The following is a 23,486-nucleotide window of genomic DNA, read 5'->3' as shown; positions in this document are numbered from 1 at the left end:
GTCGCCCCACGCCCAGCCGACGCGTCAGGACGTGCGGAACTGGAGTCCGCGCAGCATGCTGGCGAGTACGGACGAACCGCCGGTCACCGCGACCGCCGTCTGACGGAACTCCCGGCGCATCGGATATGTCCTGCGCAAGTCGTCGAAGACCAGACCACGTTCGACAGGTGTCATCTCCGCCGTTCGGCGTAGCGCCTCGTGGTCGCGCGCGATCGGATACACGGCCGTAACAGCTTCCGCCAGCACGTCCACCTCGTCTCGTCCCGCGGCGGCGATGGTGAGCTGCGGGACGGGCGGCGGCGGCGCCGCCGCTGTGGCGTTCCAACTCGGCTCGACCCCGAGGAAGCGGCAGGCGGCGTCGTACACCATGGCCGTGCCGTTGAGCTTGCCTTCGAGCGAATACCCGGCGATGTGCGGCGTGCCGATGTCGACACGCGCGACGAGCCGTCCGTCGATGGCCGGCTCGTGGTCCCACACATCGAGAATCGTCGCGCCGAGGCGACCCCGATCCAGCGCGCGATCGAGTGCCACCTCGTCGACCACCTCACCCCTCCCGGTGCTGCAGAACCACGCGCCCTGCTTCAGGCCCGAGAAGAAACCCTCGCCAATGAGCCGATACGTGGGATCCGGCCCGTCGTACGTCAGTGGCGTGTGACACGTGATGATGTCGCAGTCGAGGAGTTCGTCGATCGGACGGTAGGTGTCGCTCCCGGTGTCGCGCGCCTTTGGCGGGTCGTTCAGGACCGGCACCATGCCGAACGCCCTGACCTTATCTACGACCAGCGACCCGACGTGCCCGACGCCGATGACGCCTACGTGTCGGCCGGCGAGCGAACATCCGCGACGGCGAGCCAGCGTCAGCCATGCCGTTGCCATGTATTCGGCCACCGCGTTGGCGTTGCAGCCGAGCGCGACGTAGAACGCGATATCCCGCCGTGCGAGATCATCGACCACCACGTGGTCATAGCCCGACGTGGCCGTGCCCACGAATCGTACGCGGGTGCCGGCCAGCAATGGCTCGTCCACGCGAGTGACGGAACGGACGACGAGCAGGTCGACATCACGAAGATGATCGCGCGTGATCCGGCGCCCGTGCGACAGGCGTACCTCGCCGAGCGTCGCAAACGCCTCGCGCGCGAAGGGGATGTTCTCGTCGGCCAGAATGGTCACGGCGGCCACGAAGGGATTCTACTAGGCGCGGGGCGTGAGGCGATAGGCGGTGGGGGATGGTCACTTAAGGATGAGGCCGAACACCTGGCCGACAAAGGCCTGCACCTCCAGCGTGTGGCCGTCCGTGCGTGATCGCCGCCATCCCACGGTCACACCGCCGGCCAGCCCGCCCTTGCCGCTCTGGAGGAAGTACAGCGGCACGTCGAAGCCGATCGTCCCGGACGCCATGTTGACCGAAAAGCGCGGATTCACCGCGAGCCTGGAGCCCAGGAACTTCCGGAGTTCCACCCGTGCAATTTCCCGATGACGCCCTGTGGGCGCGCCCACCACCTTGTCAGAGCACTCCAGGATGTCGGCGCCGTCGACCGGGACACAGATGTGCCGGATCTCGGCGGCGTCATGGTCGACTTCGTGCAGGTACTCGGCACCAATCGACAAGGTCGGACCGGTGACGAGGCCTGCTCGCGCTGAGACCGACCAGTTCATCCGGCTTTCGCTCGCGCCGGCGGCGGATAGCGTCGGCGCAAACGTAAACCGTTCAGGCCCGACCTTGTAGCTCAGCCCGGCCAGAAAGAGGCGCCGCGGTTCGAGAAGACGCAAGACGCTATCTACCAGTGGTTCTGCGGGTTCGCCGGGCGCGCCCGACATCGCCTCCCGTTTAGCGGCGCGCAACTCCGGCATGGTGCATCGTGCAGGCGCGAGGGCCTGCCGTGACGTTGATTCGTAGTTGGCGCAGGCGGCCTCGAGGAGGCGCAGCGGAATGCTCCGCGGGTAACTGGCCCACAGGACGCCGAACTCCGCCGTCGACTTGTTGCGCAGCCCACCGAGGTCGGCCAGCACCGCCTGCCCGCTGTTGCTGTCGACCAGGCCCTGCAGTTTCAGGTCGAGCAGAAGGTCCCGATACTGGAACCCGACGCGAGCCGCTGCGGTCTTCGACGTTGCCCCGGCCTCGAGCAGAAAGGTCGGTGTCGGGCCGCTCACGACCGATCGCATGGTCGGGTCCGAGACCCGCGCCAGCGCCCCGTTGATGGCAGTGCGCCGCTCGGCCACACTCAACTCTTCCTGCTGGAACGTCGATGGGCGCGGCCCTGCTGTCTCCTGCGCGCGCAGGTTCACGCCGACCGCCAGAAGTACGACAGCTGTTGCCGCCCGCCTCATTCGCATGGCATCTCCTCGCAGTCTTCCGTCGTTCGCCTGGGCGAGCCTCGGCCCGACACCGCAGGCGTGTGCACCGCCATCACCGTGGTGAGTGCGTCAGTCGGGCATGAAGCGTGGCCGCTCGGCATCGACACGGATTATACGGAACCCCGGAGCCGGCACCTGCCGGATTGCACGGCGCGTTTGCACACAAACATCCGGCGCCGGTCGGTTGAGATAGAATTCGTCTACTTTCCCCAGGAGGATCCGTCATGGTGCGAGCCCGTCACTTGGTCGTCTGCCTCATCGTGTTGACTGCCCTCGCGGTTTCCGGGTTCTTTGGTCTCGCGCTGCGGGCCGAGCCGCCACAGGCGAACGCCGCGACTGGCGCCGACCAGGCGCTGCTCGCGGCCTTCAAGTGGCGCAGCATCGGCCCCGATCGGGGCGGCCGCTCGCTCACAGTCTCCGGTGTCGTCGGACGGCCGAAAGACGGGTACTTCGGCGCCACTGGTGGAGGGCTCTGGAAGACGACGGACGGTGGCGAGAACTGGGCACCGGTGACTGATGGCCAGATGACCAGCTCATCGGTTGGTGCCGTGGCGGTGGCCGAAACCAAACCTGATGTCGTGTTCATCGGCACCGGCGAGGCGTGCATTCGCGGCGACGTCCAGCCCGGCGATGGTGTGTACAAGTCCACTGACGCCGGCAAGACGTGGGCGCACGTTGGCCTGCGCGAGACCGAGAACATCTCGAAGATCCGCATCCACCCGACCAATCCGGACATCGTGTTCGTGGCGGCGTTCGGCAAGCACGGCGTGCCCAACGCCGAGCGCGGCGTCTTTAAAAGCACCGACGGCGGCACGACGTGGCGAAAGGTCCTCTTCCGCAACGACAAGACGGGCGCGGCCGATCTCTGGATTGACCGGCGTAATCCGAACGTGATCTTCGCGTCATTGTGGGAGGCGTACCGGGTTGAGTACCAGATGTCGAGCGGCGGTCCCGGAAGCGGCCTCTTCAAGTCGACCGACGGCGGAGAGACCTGGACCGAGATCACCCACAACCCCGGACTGCCGCCAGGCGTGGTCGGCCGCATCGGCGTGTCGGTCTCAGGCGCGGACTCGAACCGGGTGTACGCGATTGTCGAACACGAGAACGGGGGGCTCTTCAGTTCGGACGATGGCGGCGCGACGTGGCAACTGGTGAACAGTGGCCGCAATATCCGGCAACGGGCCTTCTACTATACGCACATCACCGCGGATCCCAACATCCGGGATGTGGTCTATGCCCTCAATGTCGGGACGTTCAAGTCAACCGACGGCGGCAAGACCCTCACCAGTTTTGCGGGCGGCGATTCACACGATCTGTGGATCGACCCAGCCGACTCGAAGCACATTCTCCACGCGAGCGACAGCGGTGGCGCCGTCACCTACACTGGCGCGCAGCCCTTCACCGCGCGCGATTATCCGACAGCGCAGTACTACCACGTCATCACGACGAAGCACCTGCCGTATCACGTCTGCGGTGCCCAGCAGGATGGCAGCACGGTGTGTCTCCCGAATGAGATGCCAGGGGGTGGAGGCCGCGGAGGCGGCGGAGGCCGGGGCGGCGCGGCCGCCACGCCGCAGTCGCTCGCCTACAGCCCCGGCGGTGCCGAACCCGCCTTCATTGCGCCCGATCCGAAGGACCCCGACGTGTTCTTCTCGGGCGGCAACAACGGGTCGTTTCTCGTGTGGACCAATCGCCGCACGGGCCAGAGCCGCGAGGTGCATCCCTATCCGCGCATGTTCTCGGGTGAACCATCGAGCGCGCTCGTCGAGCGTGTCCAGTGGACCTTTCCGATCGTCTTCTCTCCCGTCGATCCGACGGTCCTCTTTACCGCGACGCAGCACGTGTGGAAAACGACCAACGGCGGGCAGACGTGGACGAAGATCAGCGGCGACCTGACGCGGCATGATCCGAAGACGCTCGGGCCCTCCGGGGGGCCGATCACCCGGGATATGAACGGGCCAGAAGTGTACGCGACGGTTTTTACCCTGGCGCCTTCGAAAGTCGACGTCAACGTCATCTGGACTGGCTCAGACGACGGGATGATTCATGTCACCCGCGATGGCGGCAAGACATGGACCAACGTGACCCCGCCCGGCATGCCCGACTTCGGGCGCGTCAGCATCATCGATGCGTCGGCCTTCGATGCGGGCACGGCCTACGCCGCGGTGAAGCGCCCCCTGCTGGGCGACCATGCGCCGTACCTCTTCCGGACGCACGACTTCGGCAAGACGTGGACGAAAATCATCAACGGGCTCAAGCCCAACGACTTCACCCACACCATTCGCGAGGACCACAAGCGGCGCGCGATGCTCTATGCGGGTACGCAGCACGGCGTGTACTACTCATACGATGACGGTGACACATGGCAGTCGCTCTCGCTGAATCTGCCTGACGTGCAGGTGTCCGACCTGTGGGTGGAGGAGACGGACCTGGCCATTGCCACGCACGGTCGATCCTTCTGGATTCTCGACGACATCGCCCCGCTCCGGCAGTTCAACGCGGCCGCCGCTCAGGAGCCGGATGTGGTCCTGTTTGCGCCCGACGATCCGATCCGGTCGTTCAGCGGGGCGACGATCCGATACTGGGTCAAGCGTCCGGTCAAGAGCGTGAAGATCGACGTGCTCGACAAGACGGGGACCGTCGTGCGCAGCTTCGACAGCACGCCGGCAGCCGGAGCCGCGGCGGCGAGCGGTCGCGGCGGACAGGCAGGCGCACCCGAAGCCGGTGCGGGCCCGCCTTCGCCTGCGGCTACGGCGGGGCAGGCCGGTGGCGGGCGTGGTCGGGGAGGCGCAGGCGCGCTTGCGCCGCTCGCCACGGGCGTCGGATTGCAGAGCGCCACCTGGGACCTGCGGTACCCGAGCGCGACGTCGTTTCCCGGCATGATCCTGTGGGGCGGCGGTGTGACCGGGCCGATGGCGGCGCCCGGGACCTACCAGCTGAGGCTGACGGCGGATGGCAGGACGCAGACGCAGTCGTTCAAGGTCAGGCGTCATCCGCTGTTCAAGGAGGTGACCGACGCGGATCTGCAGGCCCAGTTCGATCTCGCGATCCAGATTCGCGACAAGACGAGCGAAGCCAATTACGCGGTCATCCGGATTCGAGCGATCAAAGCGCAGGTCGCTGATCGGCTCTCGAAATCACCTGACGCCACACTGAAAACCGCGGGCGGGAAACTGACGGACGGCCTGAGCGCGGTCGAACAGGAGATCTACCAGGTGAAGAACCAGAGCGGGCAGGATCCGCTCAACTTCCCGATCAAACTCAACAACCGTCTGGCCTCGCTGCTGTCGGTGGTGAGCCGCGGGGACGGTCGGCCCATCGGCAACGCGGAACCGATCTTCAAGGACCTGGTTGCGGAGTTGAGGGTGCAGACCGATCGGCTGACGCAGGCCCTCGTCAGAGATCTCGTCGCGTTCAACACGGAGGCGCGCCGGCTGGGACTGGAGCCCGTCACAGAGAAGTAACCCGGCTGCACGAGGTGACTGATGGTCGACGTGAGGGAAGTCCAATCGCGATCGGAGCTGAAGCAGTTCGTGACGTTCTCGGAACGCCTGTATCGGGGACACCCGCAGTACGTGCCCAAGCTCATCGATGACGAACTGAACACGCTCCGCCGGGATCGGAATCCCGCGTTCGAGTACTGCGAGGCCCGCTACTGGATGGCCTTCAAGGACGGCAAGCCCGTGGGCCGCATTGCCGGCATCATCAGCCACCGGTACATCGAGACGTGGAAGAAACGGCGGGCTCGCTTCGGGTGGATTGACTTCATTGACGATCCGGAGGTGTCGGCGGCGCTACTGGGCGCGGTCGAGCGCTGGGCAAAAGAGCAGTCGCTCGACGGCGTGCACGGACCGCTGGGATTCTGCGACATGGACCGGGAGGGCATGCTCATCGACGGCTTCGATGAACTCGACATGCTCATCACGATCTACAACCACCCGTACTACCCGGTCCACCTGGAGCGACTCGGCTACGCCAAGGACGTCGACTGGGTTGAATACCTGGTCGAGGCGCCCGCCGAGATGCCCGAAAATGTCGACCGCATCGCCCGGATCGTGCTCGATCGCTGCAAGCTCCGCCTCGTGGAGACCAAGGGCCGCCGCGATCTGCTCCCGTACGTCGATGGCATTTTCGCCCTCATCAACGATACCTACAAAGAGCTTTACAGCGTCGTCCTGCTGTCGGAGAAGCAGATCAAGTACTACACGAAGGCCTTCTTCGGCTTCCTCGATCATCAGTACGTCAAGATCATCCTCGACCAGCAGGGGAAGGTCGCCGCGTTCGGCGTCGCGATGCCCTCGCTGTCGAAGGCGCTCCAGCGATGCCGCGGGCGGTTGTTTCCATTTGGATTTGTGGGCATCCTGCGGGCGCTCAAGAAGAACGACCGCCTTGACCTCCTGTTGACGGCTGTGCGGCAGGACCTGCAGAACAAGGGCGTCAATGCCGTGCTGATCAACGAGGTCTGGAAATCAGCCGTGAAAAACGGCATCACGTACGCCGAGACCGGACCCGAACTGGAAACCAACGACAAGGTGCAGTCGCAGTGGAAGCACTTCACCAATCGCCAGCACCGGCGACGGCGCTGCTTCTACAAAGCGATCTAAACCCTGAGCTCACGTGGGTCGCGGACGGCAGTGGAACATTGGGCCCTCGTTTTGCGGCTGAGAGAAGGCCGGGTAGTGCGCAACACAACTCGGGTCGAAGGGTGAGGCCTCGAACATGCCGTCTCCGTTCCGCCTGCTGACCCAGGCCGATGTGCGCCGTTCGCTCGATGGCGTCGACCTGGTCGCGCTGATGGAGGACGCGCTGCGCGCGTTTTCGGCGCGAGAGGTGGTGCAGCCGGTCCGAACGGCCCTGTTTGTCGGACCCGAGCGATCCGTGCTCGGCCTGATGCCGGCCCACGTCCCCTCTCGGGCCGCGCTTGGCGCAAAACTCGTCGCCGTGTTCAACAGCAATCACACACGCGGGCTGCCGAGCCACTTCGCGACGATTCTCCTGATGGACGACCAGACCGGCGAACTCGTGTCAATCATGGACGGCAGCTACATCACAGAAACGCGGACGGCGGCGGTGTCGGCCGTAGCGGTTCGCCATCTGGCGTCGGGGCCGGCGTGCCGGCTTGCGGTCTTCGGCTGTGGTGTTCAGGCACGAAGCCACGTCCGGGCGATCGCTGCTGCCGGAGCCCCGCTTCGGGATGTGAGGATGTGGAGTCCGGTCGGCGACCCCGTCGAGTGCGCCGCCGAACTGAGCGCGGAGATAGGCTGTCCTTGCACGGCCGCGACAGGCGGTGAGGCGGCTGCAGAAGGCGCGGACGTCATTGTGCTGGCCACCTCATCACCCGATCCCGTCATCGATCGGGGCTGGGTGAATCCAGGTGCCCTGGTGATCTCGGTGGGTGCCTGCCGCCGCGACCACCGCGAAATGGACCCCGAACTGGTCGCTGCTGGCCGACTGTTCGTCGATTCGCGCGACGCCGCCCTGGTCGAGTCTGGCGACATTGTGCAGGGGATCGCCGAGGGCCGGTTTGGATCGGATCATGTCCGCGGAGAACTAGGCGAGGTCATCCTCGGCCGCGCCATCCCGCGCGAGCGACCGAGCGAGGTTGTCGTCTTCAAGTCGCTCGGTCTGGCCGTCGAGGATCTCATGGCCGCCGATGCGGTCTACCGCCGGGCGGTCGCCGAGAACCTCGGGACGTTGCTGACGCTCTGAGTCGGGGTCAGGACTCTTCGTGGATTGACCCCTTTTCCCAGGGCTGCCGTTTGACGCGTGGGCGCGGTGCTCGGCGTCAGCCTGACCCCGGAGGACCGCGAGATCGGACGATGACCTTGATCCGATCAAGAAGCGGCCTGAGGTCGTGGAGTTGTTGCGGGGGAATCGATAACCAACGGTGTTGTTCACGGGTTGGAGCGGTCTTACTCACATGGAGGGAGCATCATGAAGTACAAGGGAGTCACCAGAGTCATTACCATCTTCATCAACAAGGTTGTGGGCCAGAGGTACGCCATCGACGTCGCCCCGGATCCTGCAGAGGTCGTGGTTGGAGACAAGATCGTGTGGCACGTGCAGAACGCCCCGCACGGCATCAAGGTATCGGTCGGGAATTTTCGGCGCCTCGAACCAGCCCCGGATGTCCTGCTTCGTGCTGACAAGGCGCCGCTTGTGAGGGAGAGGACGTTCAATCCCGCGGCTCCGTCGGGACTGATTCACCAGGCCAAGAAGGCAGACATCGGGTACTACAAGTACGACGTCCTGTTCGACGGGCAGACGGTGCTTGACCCCGAGATTGAGGTCAGGGGGCCGAAGGTCTAGTCGTCGCGAGCGACCTCCCCGGAACGGCGCGCGTCAGGTTCGGCCGATGGCCTGCTTGACGCGCGCCGGCGTCATCGGCAAGTGGTCCAGGCGCGCCCCCACCGCATCGAAAATCGCGTTGGCGACGACCGCCCCCACCGGAACAATCGTCGGTTCGCCGCAACCGGCCGCGGGAATGTCGGGCGCGTCGATGAAGACCGCCTCGATGCGCGGCACCCACGAGAAGCGCGGCAGTTCGTAGGTGTCGAAGTTCTTGTCGAGCACCTCGCCACCCTTGAAGCGGATCTCCTCGCTGAACGTGTAGCCGAGGCCCATCGTGATGCAGCCTTCAACCTGCTGCAGCGATCCCTCCCGGTTCACGATGACGCCCTGATCCTGCGCGCACACCACCCGCTTGACCTGCACCCGGCCGGTGGCCTTGTCGACGGCAACCTCGGTCATCAACGTAACATAGGTGCCCGCGTCGATGCCGCAGGCGACGCCGACGCCGCGCCCGCTCGGCCCGGGCCTAGGGGTCCAGCCGAACTGTTTCGCGGCCGCCTGCAGCGTGCGGATCATGCGCGTGTCCGTCAGGTTCTTCAGCCTGAAAGCGACCGGGTCCAAACCGGCCTTCGCCGCCATCACGTCGATGTGCGACTCGCGCGCAAACGCATTGGTGCTGGCCCCAGGCGCACGCCACGGACCGATCGCGAACGGATGGTAGCCGGCCGTGCCGGCGTCGCCCCCGCCGCCCCAGCTCCCGTACACCATCGTCCGGTGGTTGGCGATGTTGTAGAACTGCGCCGCGCCCCGTTCCCCGGCGGCATACACGTTGTAGTCCCACAGCACAATGGCGCCTGAGGCGTCGATGGCCGACTTGATCTTTATCACCGCAGCGGGACGGAACGTGTCGTAGAAGAACTCCTCGTCTCGCCCGAAAATGACGCGCACCGGTTTGCCCGTCAGCACGGCGAGCCGGGCCGCCTCGACCGCCTGCCGCGACGCGGACTTGCCGCCGAACCCCCCGCCCACAAACGGCGTGATGACGCGCACCTTGTCGGCCGGGAGGCGGAGCGCCGCCATGATCTGATTCTTGACGGGGAACGGCGTCTGCGTGCCCGCCCAGACCGTCACCTTCCCATTCTCAACCGCGGCGACCGCTGAGTGCGTTTCCATCGGCGCGTGCGCCATGTAGCTGTCCAGGTACGTCGCCTCGAACATCTGCGCCGTGGCGGCAGCGAAACCAGCGACATCGCCGCCAGCCGCCGCACGCTGACCCTGCGGCGCGTTTTTCACCAGGTGATCGAAGATCGTCATGTTGTCGACGGGCGGATCGTTTCGCGTGAACTGTGCCTTGATGAGCGCGAGCGCCTTGTCCGCCTCGTCCCGGTGTTCGTGCAGCACCGCTACCATGTCGCCATCCCGGATCACGCGGACGCCCGGCAGTTTCTCAGCCGCCGACGTGTCGACCTGCGTCATCGTGGCACCGTGAGCCGGAGGCCGGAGGATGCGGGCGTGCAGGGCCCCGCCCGGCGGCACGATGTCGCCCGCGTACTTCGCCTTGCCGGTGACCTTCTCGATGGCATCTCGCCGGGGCGCCGACGTCCCGACGATCGTGAACGCCTCGACAGGCTTGACCGTGGCCTTCTGCTCGAGCTTGCGCTCGATGCGCTTGCCTTCGGTGAGCTGGCCGTACGTCACCTTTCGGGTCGCATCCCCCGCGACCGAGACGACGCCCGCCTTGACCGCGAGCTTGTCGACCGGCATCTGAAGGCGTTCTGACGCCAGCAGCAGCAAGACTGCACGCGCCTCCGCGCCCGCGTCCCGCAGGACTGGACCGAAACTCCGGATACTGAGCGACCCGAACGTGCCCATGTCCCACGGACACACGTCCGTGTCGCCCATGACGATGTCCACGGATGTGAGCGGCACGTCGAGTTCTTCGGCGAGCAACTGGGCGAGCGACGTCATCGACCCCTGCCCGAGTTCGACTTTGCCGACAAAGCAGGTGGCGCGGTTGTCGGCGCCGATGTGCAGGTACGCATTGACGTCGGTGGGGTAGCCCTGCCGGCCCGTCTGCGGTCTGGCCGTTTCCTGCAGGCCATGCACCGGATCGACTGCCATCAGCACGAGCAGGCCCGTGCTGGTCAGCTTCAGGAAATCGCGCCGATCGACCGGGAAGGTGGTCGGGCCGTCTACGACCAGTTCGTTGTCATCGTCCCAGCTCATCGCGCGCCCCCGTTCATCGATGCCGCCGCCGTCTCCATCGCCGCCACAATCCGGACGTGCGCGCCGCAGCGGCACAGGTGGTCGTCCATGTGTTGAACAATCTGGGCACGGGTGGGTTTCGGGTTCTTGAGCAGGAATGCGTAGGCGCCAAGAATCATCCCGGGCGTGCAGAAACCGCACTGGAACGCCAGGTGTTTGACGAAAGCCTCCTGCAGCGGGTGCAGCTTGACATTGTTGGCGAGACCTTCGATGGTGATGACCTTCTTGCCATCGACGTCCTTCATCGGCGTGGCACACGAGCGCACGGCATCGTTGTTGACCAGCACCGTGCAGGCGCCGCACAAGGCGGCGCCGCAGCCAAACTTGGTTCCGCTCAGGCCGAGGTAGTCGCGTAGAACCCACAACAGCATGCGGTTCTCGTCGACCGTCAGCCGCGTGGGCTTGCCGTTCAGGGTGAAAGCTACCGTTCGCATCGCAGGAGTCTCCCGTGTAACAACCACGTCCCGGAGTGGTTGTTGTAGGCCGCGTGTAACAACCACTCCGGGAGTAGTTATTACTCCGGGAGTGGTTATTACTCTGACCCGCATTGATACGCCCGGCCGTCGCGGATGTCAACTGGTCGGGAAGAGGGGTCGGACCTATTTTCGCGAGGCCGGCAACGAAAATAGGTCCGACCCCTTTTCCTGTTCATGACTTGATGGCACACTGCAGGCATCGGTACCTGCTGTTAGTCCGCTGGACTCCATGAACATGAACCTTCGTCACATGCGCCCTTCTGTGGCCCTGCTTGGGATCGCGCTCGTCGCCCTTGTCGTTCGGCTTGTGTACCTGGCGGAACTCAGCGGAAACCCCCTCCTGTCGGTCCTGATGGGCGACAGCCGGCAATACGACCAATGGGCGCAACAACTGGCGGGCGGCCAGTGGATTGGAACGGAGGTCTTCTACCAGACGCCCCTCTATCCATACGCGCTCGCGGTCATCTTCAGGATCGCCGGACACAACCTTGGCCTCGTTCGCATCATCCAGGCCATTCTCGGTGCGGCATCCTGCGCCCTGCTCGGCCTGGCCGGCCGCCGGTTCTTCAGTGATCGTGTCGGCGTGATTGCCGCACTGCTGCTGGCGCTCTATCCTCCGGCGATCTTCTTCGATGGGCTGATCCAGAAGTCATCGCTCGACATCTTCCTGATCACGCTCATTCTCGCTTCGCTCGCCGAGTTCCAGGGTCGGCCTCACTGGAAGTGGCTGATCGCGCTGGGCGCAACCACTGCGGCGCTCGTGCTCAATCGCGAGAACGCCGGCGTCTTCTACCCGGTGATCGCCGCCTGGCTGCTGTTCCAGTTCCGCGACGTCCCCGTCCGGCGCCGGGTCGGGTGGGCCGCCGTGTTTCTCTCCGCCACGCTTGTCGTGCTGCTGCCGGTGGGCGTTCGCAACCACTGGGTTGGCGGCGAGTTCCTGCTGTCAACGTCTCAACTCGGGCCGAATTTCTTCATCGGCAACAACGCCCACGCCTCGGGCAGCTACGAATCCCTCGTGCCGGGCCGTGGTGATGCCGTCTACGAACGCGCTGACGCCATGGCTCTCGCGTCGAAAGCTGTCGGCCGGCCACTGTCGCCTGGCGAGGTGTCCGACTATTGGCTTCGCCAGTCGTTTGCCTTCATCCGCACCCAACCGGTTCAATGGCTCGCTCTGTTGGGGAAGAAGGTTCTTCTCACGCTCAACGCGGCCGAGATCCCTGATACCGAGTCGATTGAGGCGTATGCCGACTCCTCTCGGATGCTCGGTGGGCTCATGTGGCTCAATTTCGGCGTCGTGCTCCCGATCGCAGCTCTCGGCGGCTGGATTTATCGCCGGAAGTTTCGACGGCTGCTCATCCTCTACGGGATGGTCGCGAGCCTGGCGCTGGCGGTGGCCGCCTTCTACGTTGTCGCTCGCTATCGGCACCCCCTGATCCCGATCGTGCTGCTGTTCTCAGCCGCCGGGTTGGGCGCCCTCTTAGACATGCGCCGGGCCAGTTCACCGAAACCAGTCGGTGGACGCCCACCGCGCGGGAATGCGCACAAGCCTCCTGCCAGCCGACAGCCGCTCTCCCCGCAGGGCTGGAGTCGAGAGTGGATCCCAGGCCTCGCCGCTGCGGGACTTCTGGCCATCGTCACCCACCTCCCGATGAAGGTGGTTTACGACGAAACGTACAAGAACCTCGGCGCGGTCCTCGTAAAGAACGGCAGAGCAGCCGACGCCGTTCCGGTGCTTCTCAAGGCCGTTGCCGTCGATCCGAGCTACGCTGAGCCGCACTTCAACCTGGGACTGGCGTACCGCGAGACCGGAGAGCAGCAGGCCGCCCTTGAAGAATTGACAACGGCCGTACGTCTGCGCCCGGACTACGTCGAAGCGCACAGTGCGCTCGGGGTCATGTTGCGGGACCTGGGCCGACCGGCCGACGCACTCCAGCACCTCAAGGAAGCGGCGCGGCTTGCGCCGCAATCAGTCGAGGCGCACTCGAATCTGGGGCTGGCCCTGATGGAGACTGGCCAGCCGAACCAAGCCATCATCGAGCACCGGCGCGCCATTGCCCTGGCGCCGGACACTCCCAACCCTCACAACAACCTCGCTGTGGCGCTTCAGCAGAGTGGCGACGTGCGCCAGGCGGTTGCGGAGTACCTGAAGGCCTTGCTGATCAAGCCAGACGACGCCGCGGCACACAGCAATCTCGCGTTCGCACTGGCCTCTGTCCGGGATTACGATGGGGCTTTTCGGCACTTCGGCGAGGCGATTCGGCTCCAGCCAGGCAGCTATGGCATTCGCATCAACTTCGGCAACGCGCTTTGTGAGGCCGGAAGGACCGCCGAGGGTATCGGGCAGTACCAGGAAGCGGAACGCCTATCGCCCGACTCAATCGACGCGCCATACCTCGCCGCCCAGGCCTACGCCCGAGCAGGCCGTTTCGCAGAAGCCGTAGCGAGTCTGGAGAAGGCGCTCGGCATCGCGAACGCCACCGGCCGGACCGACATGGTCCGGCAGATCACCGAGACCATCCGACAAACCAGAGCGCTGATGGGCCCTACGCCGCCTGCCCGTCTCCCATCCTGATGTTGATCGACTTCTCGATCGCGTGCAGGTAGGGCAATTCGTCGGCCGCCACCAGCGTCACTGCCGTTCCTCTCGCCTCCGCGCGCCCCGTGCGTCCGACGCGATGCACGTAGGCATCCGCCGAGTGCGGGACCTCGTAGTTGATCACGTGCTCGATGCCGTCAATGTCGAGGCCGCGCGCGGCGATGTCAGTGGCCACCAGAACCGTGTGCCGGCCACTCCGGAAACCCTCGACGGCCGCCGTTCGCTCCCGCTGCGTCCGGTCCGCGTGCAGCGCCACGCACCGGATGCCTCGGCCTGCCAGCGCCGTCGCCAGCTTGTCGGCGAATCGCTTCGTGCGCACAAAGACCAGCGCCGGCTCGCGGTGACGCCGCAGGAACTCCGCCAGCCAGTCCGTCTTGTCCCGTGACGGCACTTCGTACGCCACGTGCGTGATGGTGGTCGCCGGCCCGCCGGCCCGGCCGATCTGCACGTGCTTCGGCTCGCGCATGATCTCGCCCGCCATCCGGACGACGTCGCTCGACGTCGTCGCTGAGAAGAGCAGGGTCTGCCGAGCCGTGGGCAACGTCGCGACAATGCGGCTCACATCAGGCCAGAAGCCCATGTCCATCATGCGGTCCGCCTCGTCTAACACGAGCACTTCGAGTCGCGTGAAATCTGCCGCGCCGCAGTTCATCAGGTCCTGGAGCCGCCCCGGCGTGGCGACCACGACGTCGGCGCCCGCCTTCAGGCCCCGCGTCTGGATGTCCGCATCCACACCGCCGTACACCACGACGCTCGTCAGCGTCGTGTGATAGGCGAATCCCTGGAAGTCGTCCTCGATCTGGACCGCAAGCTCGCGCGTGGGCTCAAGCACCAGCACCCGGGTGCCAGCCTGGCTGGCGGGCTGGGAGAGCAGCCGCTGCATGATGGGCAGCAGAAACGCTGCGGTCTTTCCCGTACCGGTCTCTGCGCAGGCGATCAGATCCGCGCCTTCGAAGACCACGGGGAACACGGCGCTTTGAATCGGCGTCGTGCGCGTAAACCCGCGGTCCTCGATGCCGATTCGGAGCCGTGGATCCAGTGTCAGTGCCGAGAAGTCGATCGGCGTGGGGTCGTGCGCGAGCGTTTCGAATGGGAGCTTGACCGGCGCTTTGGTCGTGAAGGTCGGTCGGTGTGCCGCCGAACGGTGGCCGGGCCGGCGCGGGCGTCGCGACCGCTCCTGGGATGTCGATGGGGTCAATGTTGTCAATTCCTCGGTCGTATCAGGCGTGGCGGGTGTTGATCCGAGGGAAAACGGGACGACAGATCGGTCAACTGAAGGGTTCTTTCGACGGCCTTCGCCGTAATCCTCCACGCGTGTGTGTTCCTCCGATTATGGCATAGATTGCCTCGGAGCCCGGGTTCGGCTTGGGCGGGCGGCACAAACCGTGCCGTGGCTTTGACATGGCCCGCCCACCGCGGATAGAGTCGGGGAACCTATGATCATCCCGGTGCGCGCTCGGCGGATGTCCCTGTTGACCGCGATGATGGCGGCGATCGCCGTCATGGATCAGCACTCTGTGTCAGCCCAGCAGAAACTGCCGATTACCTGGTCGGTCACGTCGGCCAACACGCCGGTGGCGGCTGGATCGATCGTTCGCGTCGAGGTGACGGCTCGCATCGACGATGGGTGGCACCTTTACTCTTTGACACAACAACCGCCGCCCGATCCCACGCGCATCACCGTGCCCGAAGGCCAGCCGTTCACACTCGGTGGCAAGATCGAGGCCCCGGCTCCGGAAACCGGATTCGACAAGGCCCAGGACGCCGACACGGAGTACTACACCGAGAGCGTCGCCTTCAAGGTGCCTCTTGCGGTGGCTCGCACGATCGCTCCGGGCAAGTATGTCGCACGCATCAGGGCGACGTGGCAGGCCTGCAACGGCAGTCTCTGCATCCGGCCGCAGGTAGCCTCGCTCGAGGTGCCTGTCCAGGTATCGGCTACGAAATAAGCCCGCCTTCGCGTCGGTCTTGCCCGAACCCATCCTCGTGCCTTCGCTCTTCGAGCTATGGCGGTGCAAGCCCGCCGCTTCGGCGCGCAGCCTTCGTCTGTACGTGCTGGCGAAACCAGCCGTAGCTTCCCGAGGAGAGTAGAGGAATCCGAAGGAAAGCGAAGGCTGGTCCGCTCAAGTTCTGCCCACCTGCGTCGATTACCCACAGCGACAGAAGTCGCTTAACCGGATACATCCGGCACCGTCGCGGTGCCCTGGTCAGCCCGCGATGGACAGGGCACTACAAAAGGTGGGTCGCCGTGGGTAGCTGGTCTCTTAATCGAAAACTGTTCGTGGCCTTTGGCCTTCTCGTGACGTTTGTCCTCACCATGGGCACAATCGGATGGCTGGCGACGGCCACCAAGGGCGCGAGGCAGGACGACACGGTTCTGTCCGCGGAGCGCCTGCAGGTCGTCGATGACATCAGACAAATCAACTCCGAGATCTTCAGTGCCGAGAAAACGATGATTCTCGCCAGTGTCGCTGGCGACAAGGCCGCCTTGCAGACCTGGACTGATCGACTGCAGAAACTCGTCGAAAACGGCACGAAGGCGTCCGATCGATTGGTCCAGGCGACCAGTGGAGCCGACCGCCTGCAGGCGGTAGAACTGAAGAAGGCGATGGAAGCGTGGGGGGGGCGCTGCGACGCCTGCCACGCAGTCGCGATCGGGGCTGACCTCCGCAAGGAAATCGATAAGGTCCTCAAGGTGTCGGCCGACAGTGAAGCCGTCGAGCGAAAGAACACTGCTCTCGCCAACCTCATCAGGACCTCGCAGGAAGCCTCATTCAAGGTGTACGCCGAGCGCGCCGACAGCACGTATGCTCAGGCCCGCACGATGATTGCCTCGGCGGCGCTGCCGGCCATCCTCATTGGCGTCGCGGCGTTCGTCGTGGTGACGCGCGTGAGCCGGCGGTTGCAGAACGCCGCCGGGCGTCTTCGCGCAGGCGCCGAGGCCGTGATGGGCGCGTCGTCGCAGGTCTCCTCGTCTTCGCAATCGTTGTCGCAGGGCGCCACCGAGCAGGCCGCGGCACTCGAGGAGACCTCAGCCTCGATGGAGGAGATGTCGTCGACAACCAGGACCAATGCCGATCACACGCACGAGGCGGCCCGCTTGATGAACGAGGTCGACCACAGGGTCAAGGACTCAGACCGGGCGCTCGGCACGATGGTGGAGTCGATTACCTCGATTCGTCGGTCGAGCCAGCAGGTCTCGAAGATCATCAAGACCATCGACGAAATCGCGTTTCAGACCAATCTGTTGGCGCTCAATGCCGCCGTCGAAGCCGCGCGGGCCGGCGAGGCCGGGATGGGATTCGCCGTCGTCGCCGATGAGGTGCGCAATCTGGCGCAGCGCTCGGCGCAGGCGGCCAAGGACACGGCGGAACTGATCGAGGAGTCGATCCGCCGCGCGGAAACCGGCGCGAGCAATGTCGATCACGTCGTCGGTGCGATTGCCGGAATTGCCGATACGGTCCGCCAGGTCAAGGGGATTGTCGACCAGGTGAGCGAGGCCAGTCGTCAGCAGGCGCAAGGCATCCAGCAGGTGGCGCAGGCGATTGCCCAAATGGAGTCGGTGACGCAGCAGACCGCCGCGACCGCCGAGGAGAACGCCGCCGCATCGGTTGAGCTGACGTCGCAGGCAGAGATGACGATGGAACTGGTCACGTTTCTCGAGACCACGGTCAACGGCACCGGTGGGGCAACTCGCCGCCCACATCAGAGAGGGGCAGGGGGTGACCACGCCTCGGCGACAGGCACCTTGTCCCTCGCCGCCTGAGCGCCGTAAGGGCGCGGAAACTCCTGGGTGGGAGTCGTGGCGGTCTCTCTGGGCGGAGTGGTGAGCATCATCCCGGTACTGCGCGCATGGGAATCGGAACGGATCATCTTATTTGGGTCACACGCGCGCGGCGATGCGCGCCCGGACAGCGACCTCGACATCCTCGTCGTGCTGCCCGATCGACAGCCTGCCACCCGAGCCATCGTCGTTGACATGCGCGTTGCGATCGGCTCGGTGCCGACAGACTACGACCTTCTCATTACATCGCATTCCGAGTACGCGTGGCGCCGGAACTACGTGGGCACGATCGAATATCCCGCGAATCGCGAAGGAATCGAACCTTTAACCCGCAGATTAAGAGCCCCTCTTTCGGCCGTCTCCGTCCGTCTCTACCCGTGCAAACACTGAGAAAAATGCGCGATCGCCGATCGCTTCGTCTCCCCGAGCATCTCTGCGTGCAACGCTGCGGGCGTCAGTGAGGGAGTCAAGATTCGAGGGCAGACGATGGCGGAGAGATGCGGGCGTTGATGCCAACCGTCGGCACGAGACAATTGCCCAAAACGTACGAAACGGGTAAAGTACACCCATGATCAGATTGGCTGCCACGGCCGTGCGCGATACCTTCGGCGACACCCTCAACCGCGTGGCCTATCGAGGCGAGCGGATTATCCTCGAACGCCACGGCAAGGCCGTCGCGGCGCTCGTCTCCGTCGACGACCTCGCTCGACTGGAAGTCCTCGAAGACCAGGACGACGCGCAGGCAGCCCGGAAGGCGCGTCGCGAGCGTGGCCGCGTGCCCTACGAGGAGGTCCGGCGCAAGGCCGGCTTGGCATAGGTGGCCCGCTATCGGTTGGTTTTTACGCCGTCTGCTGAGCGAGCATTTCTGGCGCTCCCAGTACACATCCGAGCCCGGCTCGACGCGCGACTCCTGGCGCTTCAGGAACAGCCTCGGCCGGCAGGGGTGAAGCTGCTGGCCGGCGTCCACGGCGTCTATCGGCTGCGCGTGGGTGACTACCGCGTGCTCTATGAGGTCCGTGGCGCCGAACTGCTCGTGCTGGTCCTCGCCGTCGGTCATCGGCGCGAGGTGTACCGGCGGCGGCGTTGACGCAGACACGTCGATCCAGAACGGCCCAGGCCCGTGCGACCGACACTGAGCGGTGTTTCGCAGCGGGGAGAGCGTGGCGTCGGGGCGGTTGGCCTCCGCCGCCCCATTCCATGGGCCCGGGTAATCGGGCTCTCATACGGCCCCTTGGGCCGCAAACTGTCGAAGATGAGTCAGAATCTGGACGCCGATGATGACCAGCGCGCTCGAACGTCTGCTGCCGTGTCTGACGTGTGTCGTGTGCGGCGAGAGCCGCTGGTCGCCGTCGGGCACGCCCGTTGACGCTCTCGCATGCGGCAACTGTGGCACAAGGCACGCGGTTCGTGACGGCGTGCTCTATATGGCGGCCGCACAGCAGGACGGAGCGGTCGTGTCTGAGCGGGCTGCGGTGGCCGAGACCGAACACATTGCGCGGCTAGGCGGTATCAACGACGAGTTCGACAACCTGGCCACGGCAACCGGCGCGCTGAAGGACGCCATCCTCGCCCTGCCGTACGGCAACGGTTCGCGCTACTACCAGGAGCCTGGCTACTTCTCAAACGTCGCCGCATGTGCTCCGGCCTTCGACTACATCGTCTCCAACCTCGGATGCACGTCCGGTGGCCGTATCCTGGACATCGGAGCCGACCTGACGTGGTCGACCTCGCAGTTGGCGAAGCGGGGATTCGAGGCCGTCGCCATCGACATCAACCACCACCTGCCGGTCGCGTCGATTTTCGAGGAGTCGGGGCCGTGCTATGCGCGCGTGAACGCCGATATGCACGCCCGCGCGTTCGGCGACGCGAGCTTCGACGGCGTCACCGCGTTCAATGCCCTGCACCACACGGGGCGGCTGCAACTGCTGGCCGACAACATCGCCCGCGTGCTCAAGCCCGGCGGCCGCCTCGGGTTCGTCGAGCCGTATTGTCTCGACGCGGCACGGAAGCTCGACTTCGGCGCGGATCAGTCAGCATGCGGCATCAACGAACACGTGTATCTGCTGGAAGAGTGGCACCTCGCGTTCGTGTCAGCCGGGCTCGAGCTGGTCACGTTTCTCCTGGCCGACTCGTTCAACGCTATCTACCGAAAGCCCGCCGGCGGGCGCCCCCCCGCGTTCATCAGCCTGTCGCAGGCACGCGAGGCGCTCTTTGCCGATTACTACGACGCCGTGCTCTCGGTCGAGCCGCTTCTGGACCAGAGCGCGGAACCCGCTGACAGGCTGAAGGTCCCGGTGCGCGTACGGAACCGAGGTCGCGCGAGCTGGTCGAGCGTCGGCGCGATGCCCGTCTATCTGAGTTACCACTTGTCGCGCGTCGAACAGTCCAACGTGATTCTTGTCACCTACGACAATCCGCGCGTGTCGTTTCCGGCGTTCTTCGGGCCTGGCCAGTCCACCGTCTTGTCGCTCGACATCCAAGTGCCCGCCGACACGGGTGACTACCTGGCCGAGATCGACTTGGTCCACGAGGGTCAGACCTGGTTCGTCCAACGAGGCGTGCGCCCGGAAACGGTGCGATTCGCCACCCCGAGTCGCCGAAAGACATGCTCCAGTGGTTGAATCGATGGGCGCCGGCACACGACGACATCGTGGGCATGATCGAGATCGGCTCTGCCCGATCGCCATCCGCGTACTTCTGGGACGCCGAGGCCGACGATTGCTCGACCTGCGCCGCTCACGCGCGAGTCACTGCTGGCGAAGCCGACCGTAGCGCGACGGTGTGATGAAGGAAGCGGTGAGGCCGCCTTCTCGCACAGCATCTCCCCGGAATGCCGGGAGAAGCGCTTTCGGAGCCTCGGCGAGAACGGAGAGGGCGGCCTGGTCGACGCTTGAGGAGGCGCACCATGCCGACAGCGCCGCCCCTCAACGGAGAACCCAGAACACGCAGTGCCGTGTTTCGTGCAGCACAGTTGCGACGCTGGCGCACGACCCGACCTAGGAGGTAGGATCCCTCTCATGTCGACGCTCCTGAGCCGCACAAGGGTCATCTACGCCGTCATCGCCGTGATCGTGATCGCCGTCGGTGGCGCCGCCGCCGTGACGCGGCTCTGGTCCGGGCAGCCACACAGCCAGATCACGCTGGTCTACCCCCAAGAGGGCGCCCTCTTCCCGCCCGACTTCGTGCCGCCGACTCTCGAGTGGCGTGACGCGAGTCAGAACGCCCAGATTTGGACGATCGATGTCGGCGCCCGCGGCGGGAACGCTCCGTCTGTGCACGCCACCTCGCGCGGCGAGCCGCCACAGATCGGGGAAATCGACCAGGACGCGATCGGCCCGACGAATAAGCTCCCCGAGCTCGCGCCAGAGCGCGCCGCGGCGCACACCTGGAAACCGGACGCCGCGACGTGGGAGTCGATCAAGCGGATCGCGACCGGCAGCCCTGCCGTCCTCACGATCACCGGCTACAGCGGCACGTGGCTGCGGCGGGCCGTGTCGCGCGGACAGGCCACGATTCAGGTCTCGACGGACCCGGTCGGCGCGCCCGTCCTCTATCGAGACGTCCCGCTGCGGCCCTCGGCAGGCGAGCGTGGCGTGATCCAGCCGCTCGAGAAGAGTGCTATACCCCTCATTGCCTGGCGCCTGCGTAACCTGGCCGAGCCAGGCAGTCGTGTTCTGATGAAGGGCCTCCACACCTGCACGAACTGCCACTCGGTCTCCCGCGACGGCAAGATGATGGGGCTGGACGTCGACGGACCGCGAAACAACAAGGGACTCTACGCGTTGTTCCCGATCCAGCCCGAAGCCGCGATCCGCAAGGAGAACGTCATCGAATGGAGCACCTTCCGCGGCAAGCTGGGCGGCAAGCTGCGCGTGGCCTTCATGTCGCAGGTCTCGCCGGACGGCCGCTACGTGGTGACGATGATGAGCGATCCCGGCCGCGGCCAAACCGACTACCAGCGCCGGCTGAGTCCCGACGACCTGCGCCAGAACTACTACGTGGCCAACTTCACGGACTACCGTTTCCTGCAGGTGTTCTACCCGACGCGCGGGATCCTGGCTTGGTACAGCAAGGCCACCGGCATGCTGAAGCCGCTGCCCGGCGCCGACGACCCGAGCTACGTCCATACCGGTGCCACCTGGAGCCCCGACGGGAAGTTCCTGGTATTCGCTCGCGCCAAGGCGCGCGCGTCGTATCCGCCGGGGGACCAGCTGGCCACCTACGCCAACGATCCCAACGAGACGCAGATCCAGTACGACCTCTACCGCATCCCGTTCAACGACGGCCAGGGGGGCAAGCCCACGCCGATCGCGGGCGCCTCGGCCAACGGCATGAGCAACAGCTTCCCGAAGATCTCGCCCGACGGACGCTGGATCGTCTTCGTGCAGGCGCACAATGGACTGCTGATGCGTCCTGACGGAAGGCTCTACATCGTTCCAGCCGAGGGCGGCCAAGCGCGCCAGATGCGCGCAAACACTCGGCTGATGAACTCCTGGCACAGCTTCTCCCCCAACGGACGCTGGATGGTCTTTTCCTCCAAGAGCCGCTCGCCGTACACCGAGATGTTCCTCACGCACATCGACGCCGAAGGCAACGACACGCCGGCGATCGTGGTCGAGAACAGCACCGCGGCCAACCGCGCGGTGAACCTCCCCGAGTTCGTGAACATCCCGCCCGGCGGACTGCTCAAGATTGACGCGCCGGTCGCCGAGTACTACCGCCTCATCGATCTCGCTTCAGAGGCGCTGGACGCCCGTCGGAGCGAGGAGGCGCTGTCGCTCCTGAGGCAGGCCGTGGAGTCGAGCCCGGGCGACGCGGAGGTCCACAACAGCTACGGCATTGCGCTCGTCGCAGCGGGACGCGTGGCGGATGCGACGGCGCAGTTCCGCACCGCGATCAGCTTGAGCCCGGACTACCCCTATGCGCACCTCAACCTGGCGTCGGCCCTGGCCCAGAGCGGCCAGGCGGGTGACGCCGTCAGCGAGTTCAAGAAGGCCTTGGCCCTGCGTCCCGATTACCCCGAGGCGCAAGCGGGTCTCGGCAGCGTGCTGAGCCAGAGTGGCAGGATCAGTGAGGCCATTCCACTCCTGCTCAAGTCCGTCCAGAGCCTTCCGCGGGACGCCCAGGCACGAACGAGTCTGTCCTTCGCCCTGTTCATGGCAGGCCGACCACAAGAGGCCCTTCCGCACGCCAAGGAGGCAGTAGCTCTCTCGAATGGACAGAACCCGCGGGTCCTCGAGCTCCTCGGCCTGATCTATGCGCGGACGGGTAGAATCGCGGATGCGATCGAGTCGACACGACGGGCGTTGGACGTGGCCGTGAAGACCGGCGATCGGCAACTGGTCGATGATCTCCGTGCGCGGCTCGCATCGTACCGGGCCGCGACCGCCAGGAATCGCTAGCAGACGCGGGCCGGGACGCCCCCTCTAGCGCGTAGGCGATCGGTGGATGGAACGGCGGTGGGTGAGGTCCGCCTTCGCGACGGTCCGGCTTGAGCCAGTCCTCCCGTCGCTTCGGCGCGCAGCCTTCGCCTGTGTTCGTCACTGTCGATGTGGAAGTGGACGAGCTGGCGAAGCCAGCCGAAGCTCGGCGAGGAGTGTGATGGAATCCGAAGCCGAGCGAAGGCTGGTGAGCCGCGAAGGAATCGAACCTTCAACCCGCAGATTAAGAGTCTGCTGCTCTGCCAATTGAGCTAGCGGCCCACTCTGAAGTGTCATCG

At 65.4% G+C, this 23,486-nt stretch carries 18 protein-coding genes and 1 tRNA gene; 13 read left to right on the top strand and 6 right to left on the bottom strand.

All coding sequences use genetic code 11. From position 1 onward, the window contains the following. Window positions 1-24: 24 nt before the first annotated feature. Both NT151_08195 and NT151_08190 read right to left on the bottom strand, forming a co-directional pair. Window positions 25-1,179, bottom strand: coding sequence for a 4-phosphoerythronate dehydrogenase (locus NT151_08195; protein ID MCX6538898.1), 1,155 nt, complete (start codon window positions 1,177-1,179; stop codon window positions 25-27). Window positions 1,180-1,230: 51 nt separating this feature from the next. Next, window positions 1,231-2,334, bottom strand: coding sequence for a hypothetical protein (locus NT151_08190; GenBank protein MCX6538897.1), 1,104 nt, complete (start codon window positions 2,332-2,334; stop codon window positions 1,231-1,233). Between the two features lie 245 nt (window positions 2,335-2,579). Between NT151_08190 and NT151_08185 the strand changes: the two genes are divergently transcribed. The 4 genes from NT151_08185 to NT151_08170 all read left to right on the top strand — a co-directional run bounded on the left by NT151_08185 (window position 2,580) and on the right by NT151_08170 (window position 8,664). Beyond that, window positions 2,580-5,819 (top strand): glycosyl hydrolase, encoded by a 3,240-nt coding sequence (locus NT151_08185; protein MCX6538896.1) that lies wholly within the window; start codon window positions 2,580-2,582, stop codon window positions 5,817-5,819. Between the two features lie 21 nt (window positions 5,820-5,840). Then, window positions 5,841-6,959 carry a hypothetical protein gene (locus tag NT151_08180; protein MCX6538895.1) on the top strand — a complete coding sequence of 373 codons (1,119 nt, stop codon included), beginning with the start codon at window positions 5,841-5,843 and terminating at the stop codon, window positions 6,957-6,959. A gap of 115 nt (window positions 6,960-7,074) precedes the next feature. Then, window positions 7,075-8,064, top strand: a complete 990-nt coding sequence (locus tag NT151_08175; protein MCX6538894.1) for an ornithine cyclodeaminase family protein — start codon at window positions 7,075-7,077, stop codon at window positions 8,062-8,064. A 225-nt stretch (window positions 8,065-8,289) separates the two neighbouring features. Beyond that, window positions 8,290-8,664 (top strand): hypothetical protein, encoded by a 375-nt coding sequence (locus tag NT151_08170; GenBank protein MCX6538893.1) that lies wholly within the window; start codon window positions 8,290-8,292, stop codon window positions 8,662-8,664. A gap of 33 nt (window positions 8,665-8,697) precedes the next feature. Here NT151_08170 and NT151_08165 read toward each other — a convergent pair whose 3' ends face one another. Continuing rightward, on the bottom strand, window positions 8,698-10,872 hold the full coding sequence (locus NT151_08165; GenBank protein MCX6538892.1) for a molybdopterin-dependent oxidoreductase: 2,175 nt from the start codon (window positions 10,870-10,872) through the stop codon (window positions 8,698-8,700). Beyond that, window positions 10,869-11,345, bottom strand: a complete 477-nt coding sequence (locus NT151_08160) for a (2Fe-2S)-binding protein (GenBank protein ID MCX6538891.1) — start codon at window positions 11,343-11,345, stop codon at window positions 10,869-10,871. The genes NT151_08165 and NT151_08160 overlap by 4 nt, the downstream gene beginning before the upstream one ends. A gap of 277 nt (window positions 11,346-11,622) precedes the next feature. Between NT151_08160 and NT151_08155 the strand changes: the two genes are divergently transcribed. Continuing rightward, window positions 11,623-13,959, top strand: a complete 2,337-nt coding sequence (locus tag NT151_08155) for a tetratricopeptide repeat protein (GenBank protein MCX6538890.1) — start codon at window positions 11,623-11,625, stop codon at window positions 13,957-13,959. Here NT151_08155 and NT151_08150 read toward each other — a convergent pair. Continuing rightward, window positions 13,931-15,181: a DEAD/DEAH box helicase gene (locus NT151_08150; protein MCX6538889.1), complete on the bottom strand. Its 1,251-nt coding sequence runs from the start codon at window positions 15,179-15,181 to the stop codon at window positions 13,931-13,933. The two genes, NT151_08155 and NT151_08150, sit on opposite strands and share 29 nt — an antisense overlap. A 238-nt stretch (window positions 15,182-15,419) precedes the next feature. Here NT151_08150 and NT151_08145 point away from each other — a divergent pair, with 238 nt between their 5' ends. From NT151_08145 to NT151_08110, 8 genes are all read left to right on the top strand, one after another. Further along, a complete protein-coding gene (locus NT151_08145; GenBank protein MCX6538888.1) occupies window positions 15,420-15,932 on the top strand; it encodes a protein-disulfide reductase DsbD family protein in 513 nt (170 codons plus the stop codon). A gap of 299 nt (window positions 15,933-16,231) precedes the next feature. Continuing rightward, a complete protein-coding gene (locus NT151_08140; protein MCX6538887.1) occupies window positions 16,232-17,749 on the top strand; it encodes a methyl-accepting chemotaxis protein in 1,518 nt (505 codons plus the stop codon). A 36-nt stretch (window positions 17,750-17,785) separates the two neighbouring features. Next, window positions 17,786-18,157, top strand: coding sequence for a nucleotidyltransferase domain-containing protein (locus NT151_08135; GenBank protein ID MCX6538886.1), 372 nt, complete (start codon window positions 17,786-17,788; stop codon window positions 18,155-18,157). A 178-nt stretch (window positions 18,158-18,335) separates the two neighbouring features. Further along, entirely contained in the window at window positions 18,336-18,584 is a 249-nt protein-coding gene (locus NT151_08130) for a type II toxin-antitoxin system Phd/YefM family antitoxin (GenBank protein ID MCX6538885.1), read from the top strand. Continuing rightward, window positions 18,585-18,854: a type II toxin-antitoxin system RelE/ParE family toxin gene (locus NT151_08125; GenBank protein ID MCX6538884.1), complete on the top strand. Its 270-nt coding sequence runs from the start codon at window positions 18,585-18,587 to the stop codon at window positions 18,852-18,854. Window positions 18,855-19,041: 187 nt separating this feature from the next. Then, on the top strand, window positions 19,042-20,388 hold the full coding sequence (locus tag NT151_08120; protein MCX6538883.1) for a class I SAM-dependent methyltransferase: 1,347 nt from the start codon (window positions 19,042-19,044) through the stop codon (window positions 20,386-20,388). After that, window positions 20,373-20,552, top strand: a complete 180-nt coding sequence (locus tag NT151_08115) for a hypothetical protein (GenBank protein ID MCX6538882.1) — start codon at window positions 20,373-20,375, stop codon at window positions 20,550-20,552. Before NT151_08120 ends, NT151_08115 begins: the two co-directional genes overlap by 16 nt. Before the next feature lie 232 nt (window positions 20,553-20,784). Next, the gene (locus NT151_08110; GenBank protein ID MCX6538881.1) at window positions 20,785-23,169 is read left to right on the top strand and encodes a tetratricopeptide repeat protein; all 2,385 of its coding nucleotides are present in this window, start codon (window positions 20,785-20,787) and stop codon (window positions 23,167-23,169) included. 224 nt (window positions 23,170-23,393) lie between these two features. On the opposite strand, the gene NT151_08105 is transcribed toward NT151_08110, so the two are convergent. Further along, window positions 23,394-23,469 (bottom strand) — tRNA-Lys (locus tag NT151_08105). Between the last annotated feature and the right edge of the window lie 17 nt (window positions 23,470-23,486).

It is taken from the genome of Acidobacteriota bacterium (genome assembly GCA_026393675.1).
In the GTDB taxonomy this organism is placed as follows: Bacteria; Acidobacteriota; Vicinamibacteria; order Vicinamibacterales; family JAKQTR01; genus JBAXOX01.
Note: the sequence above shows the minus strand (reverse complement) of the source record. Positions and strands in the feature narration are given on the sequence as shown.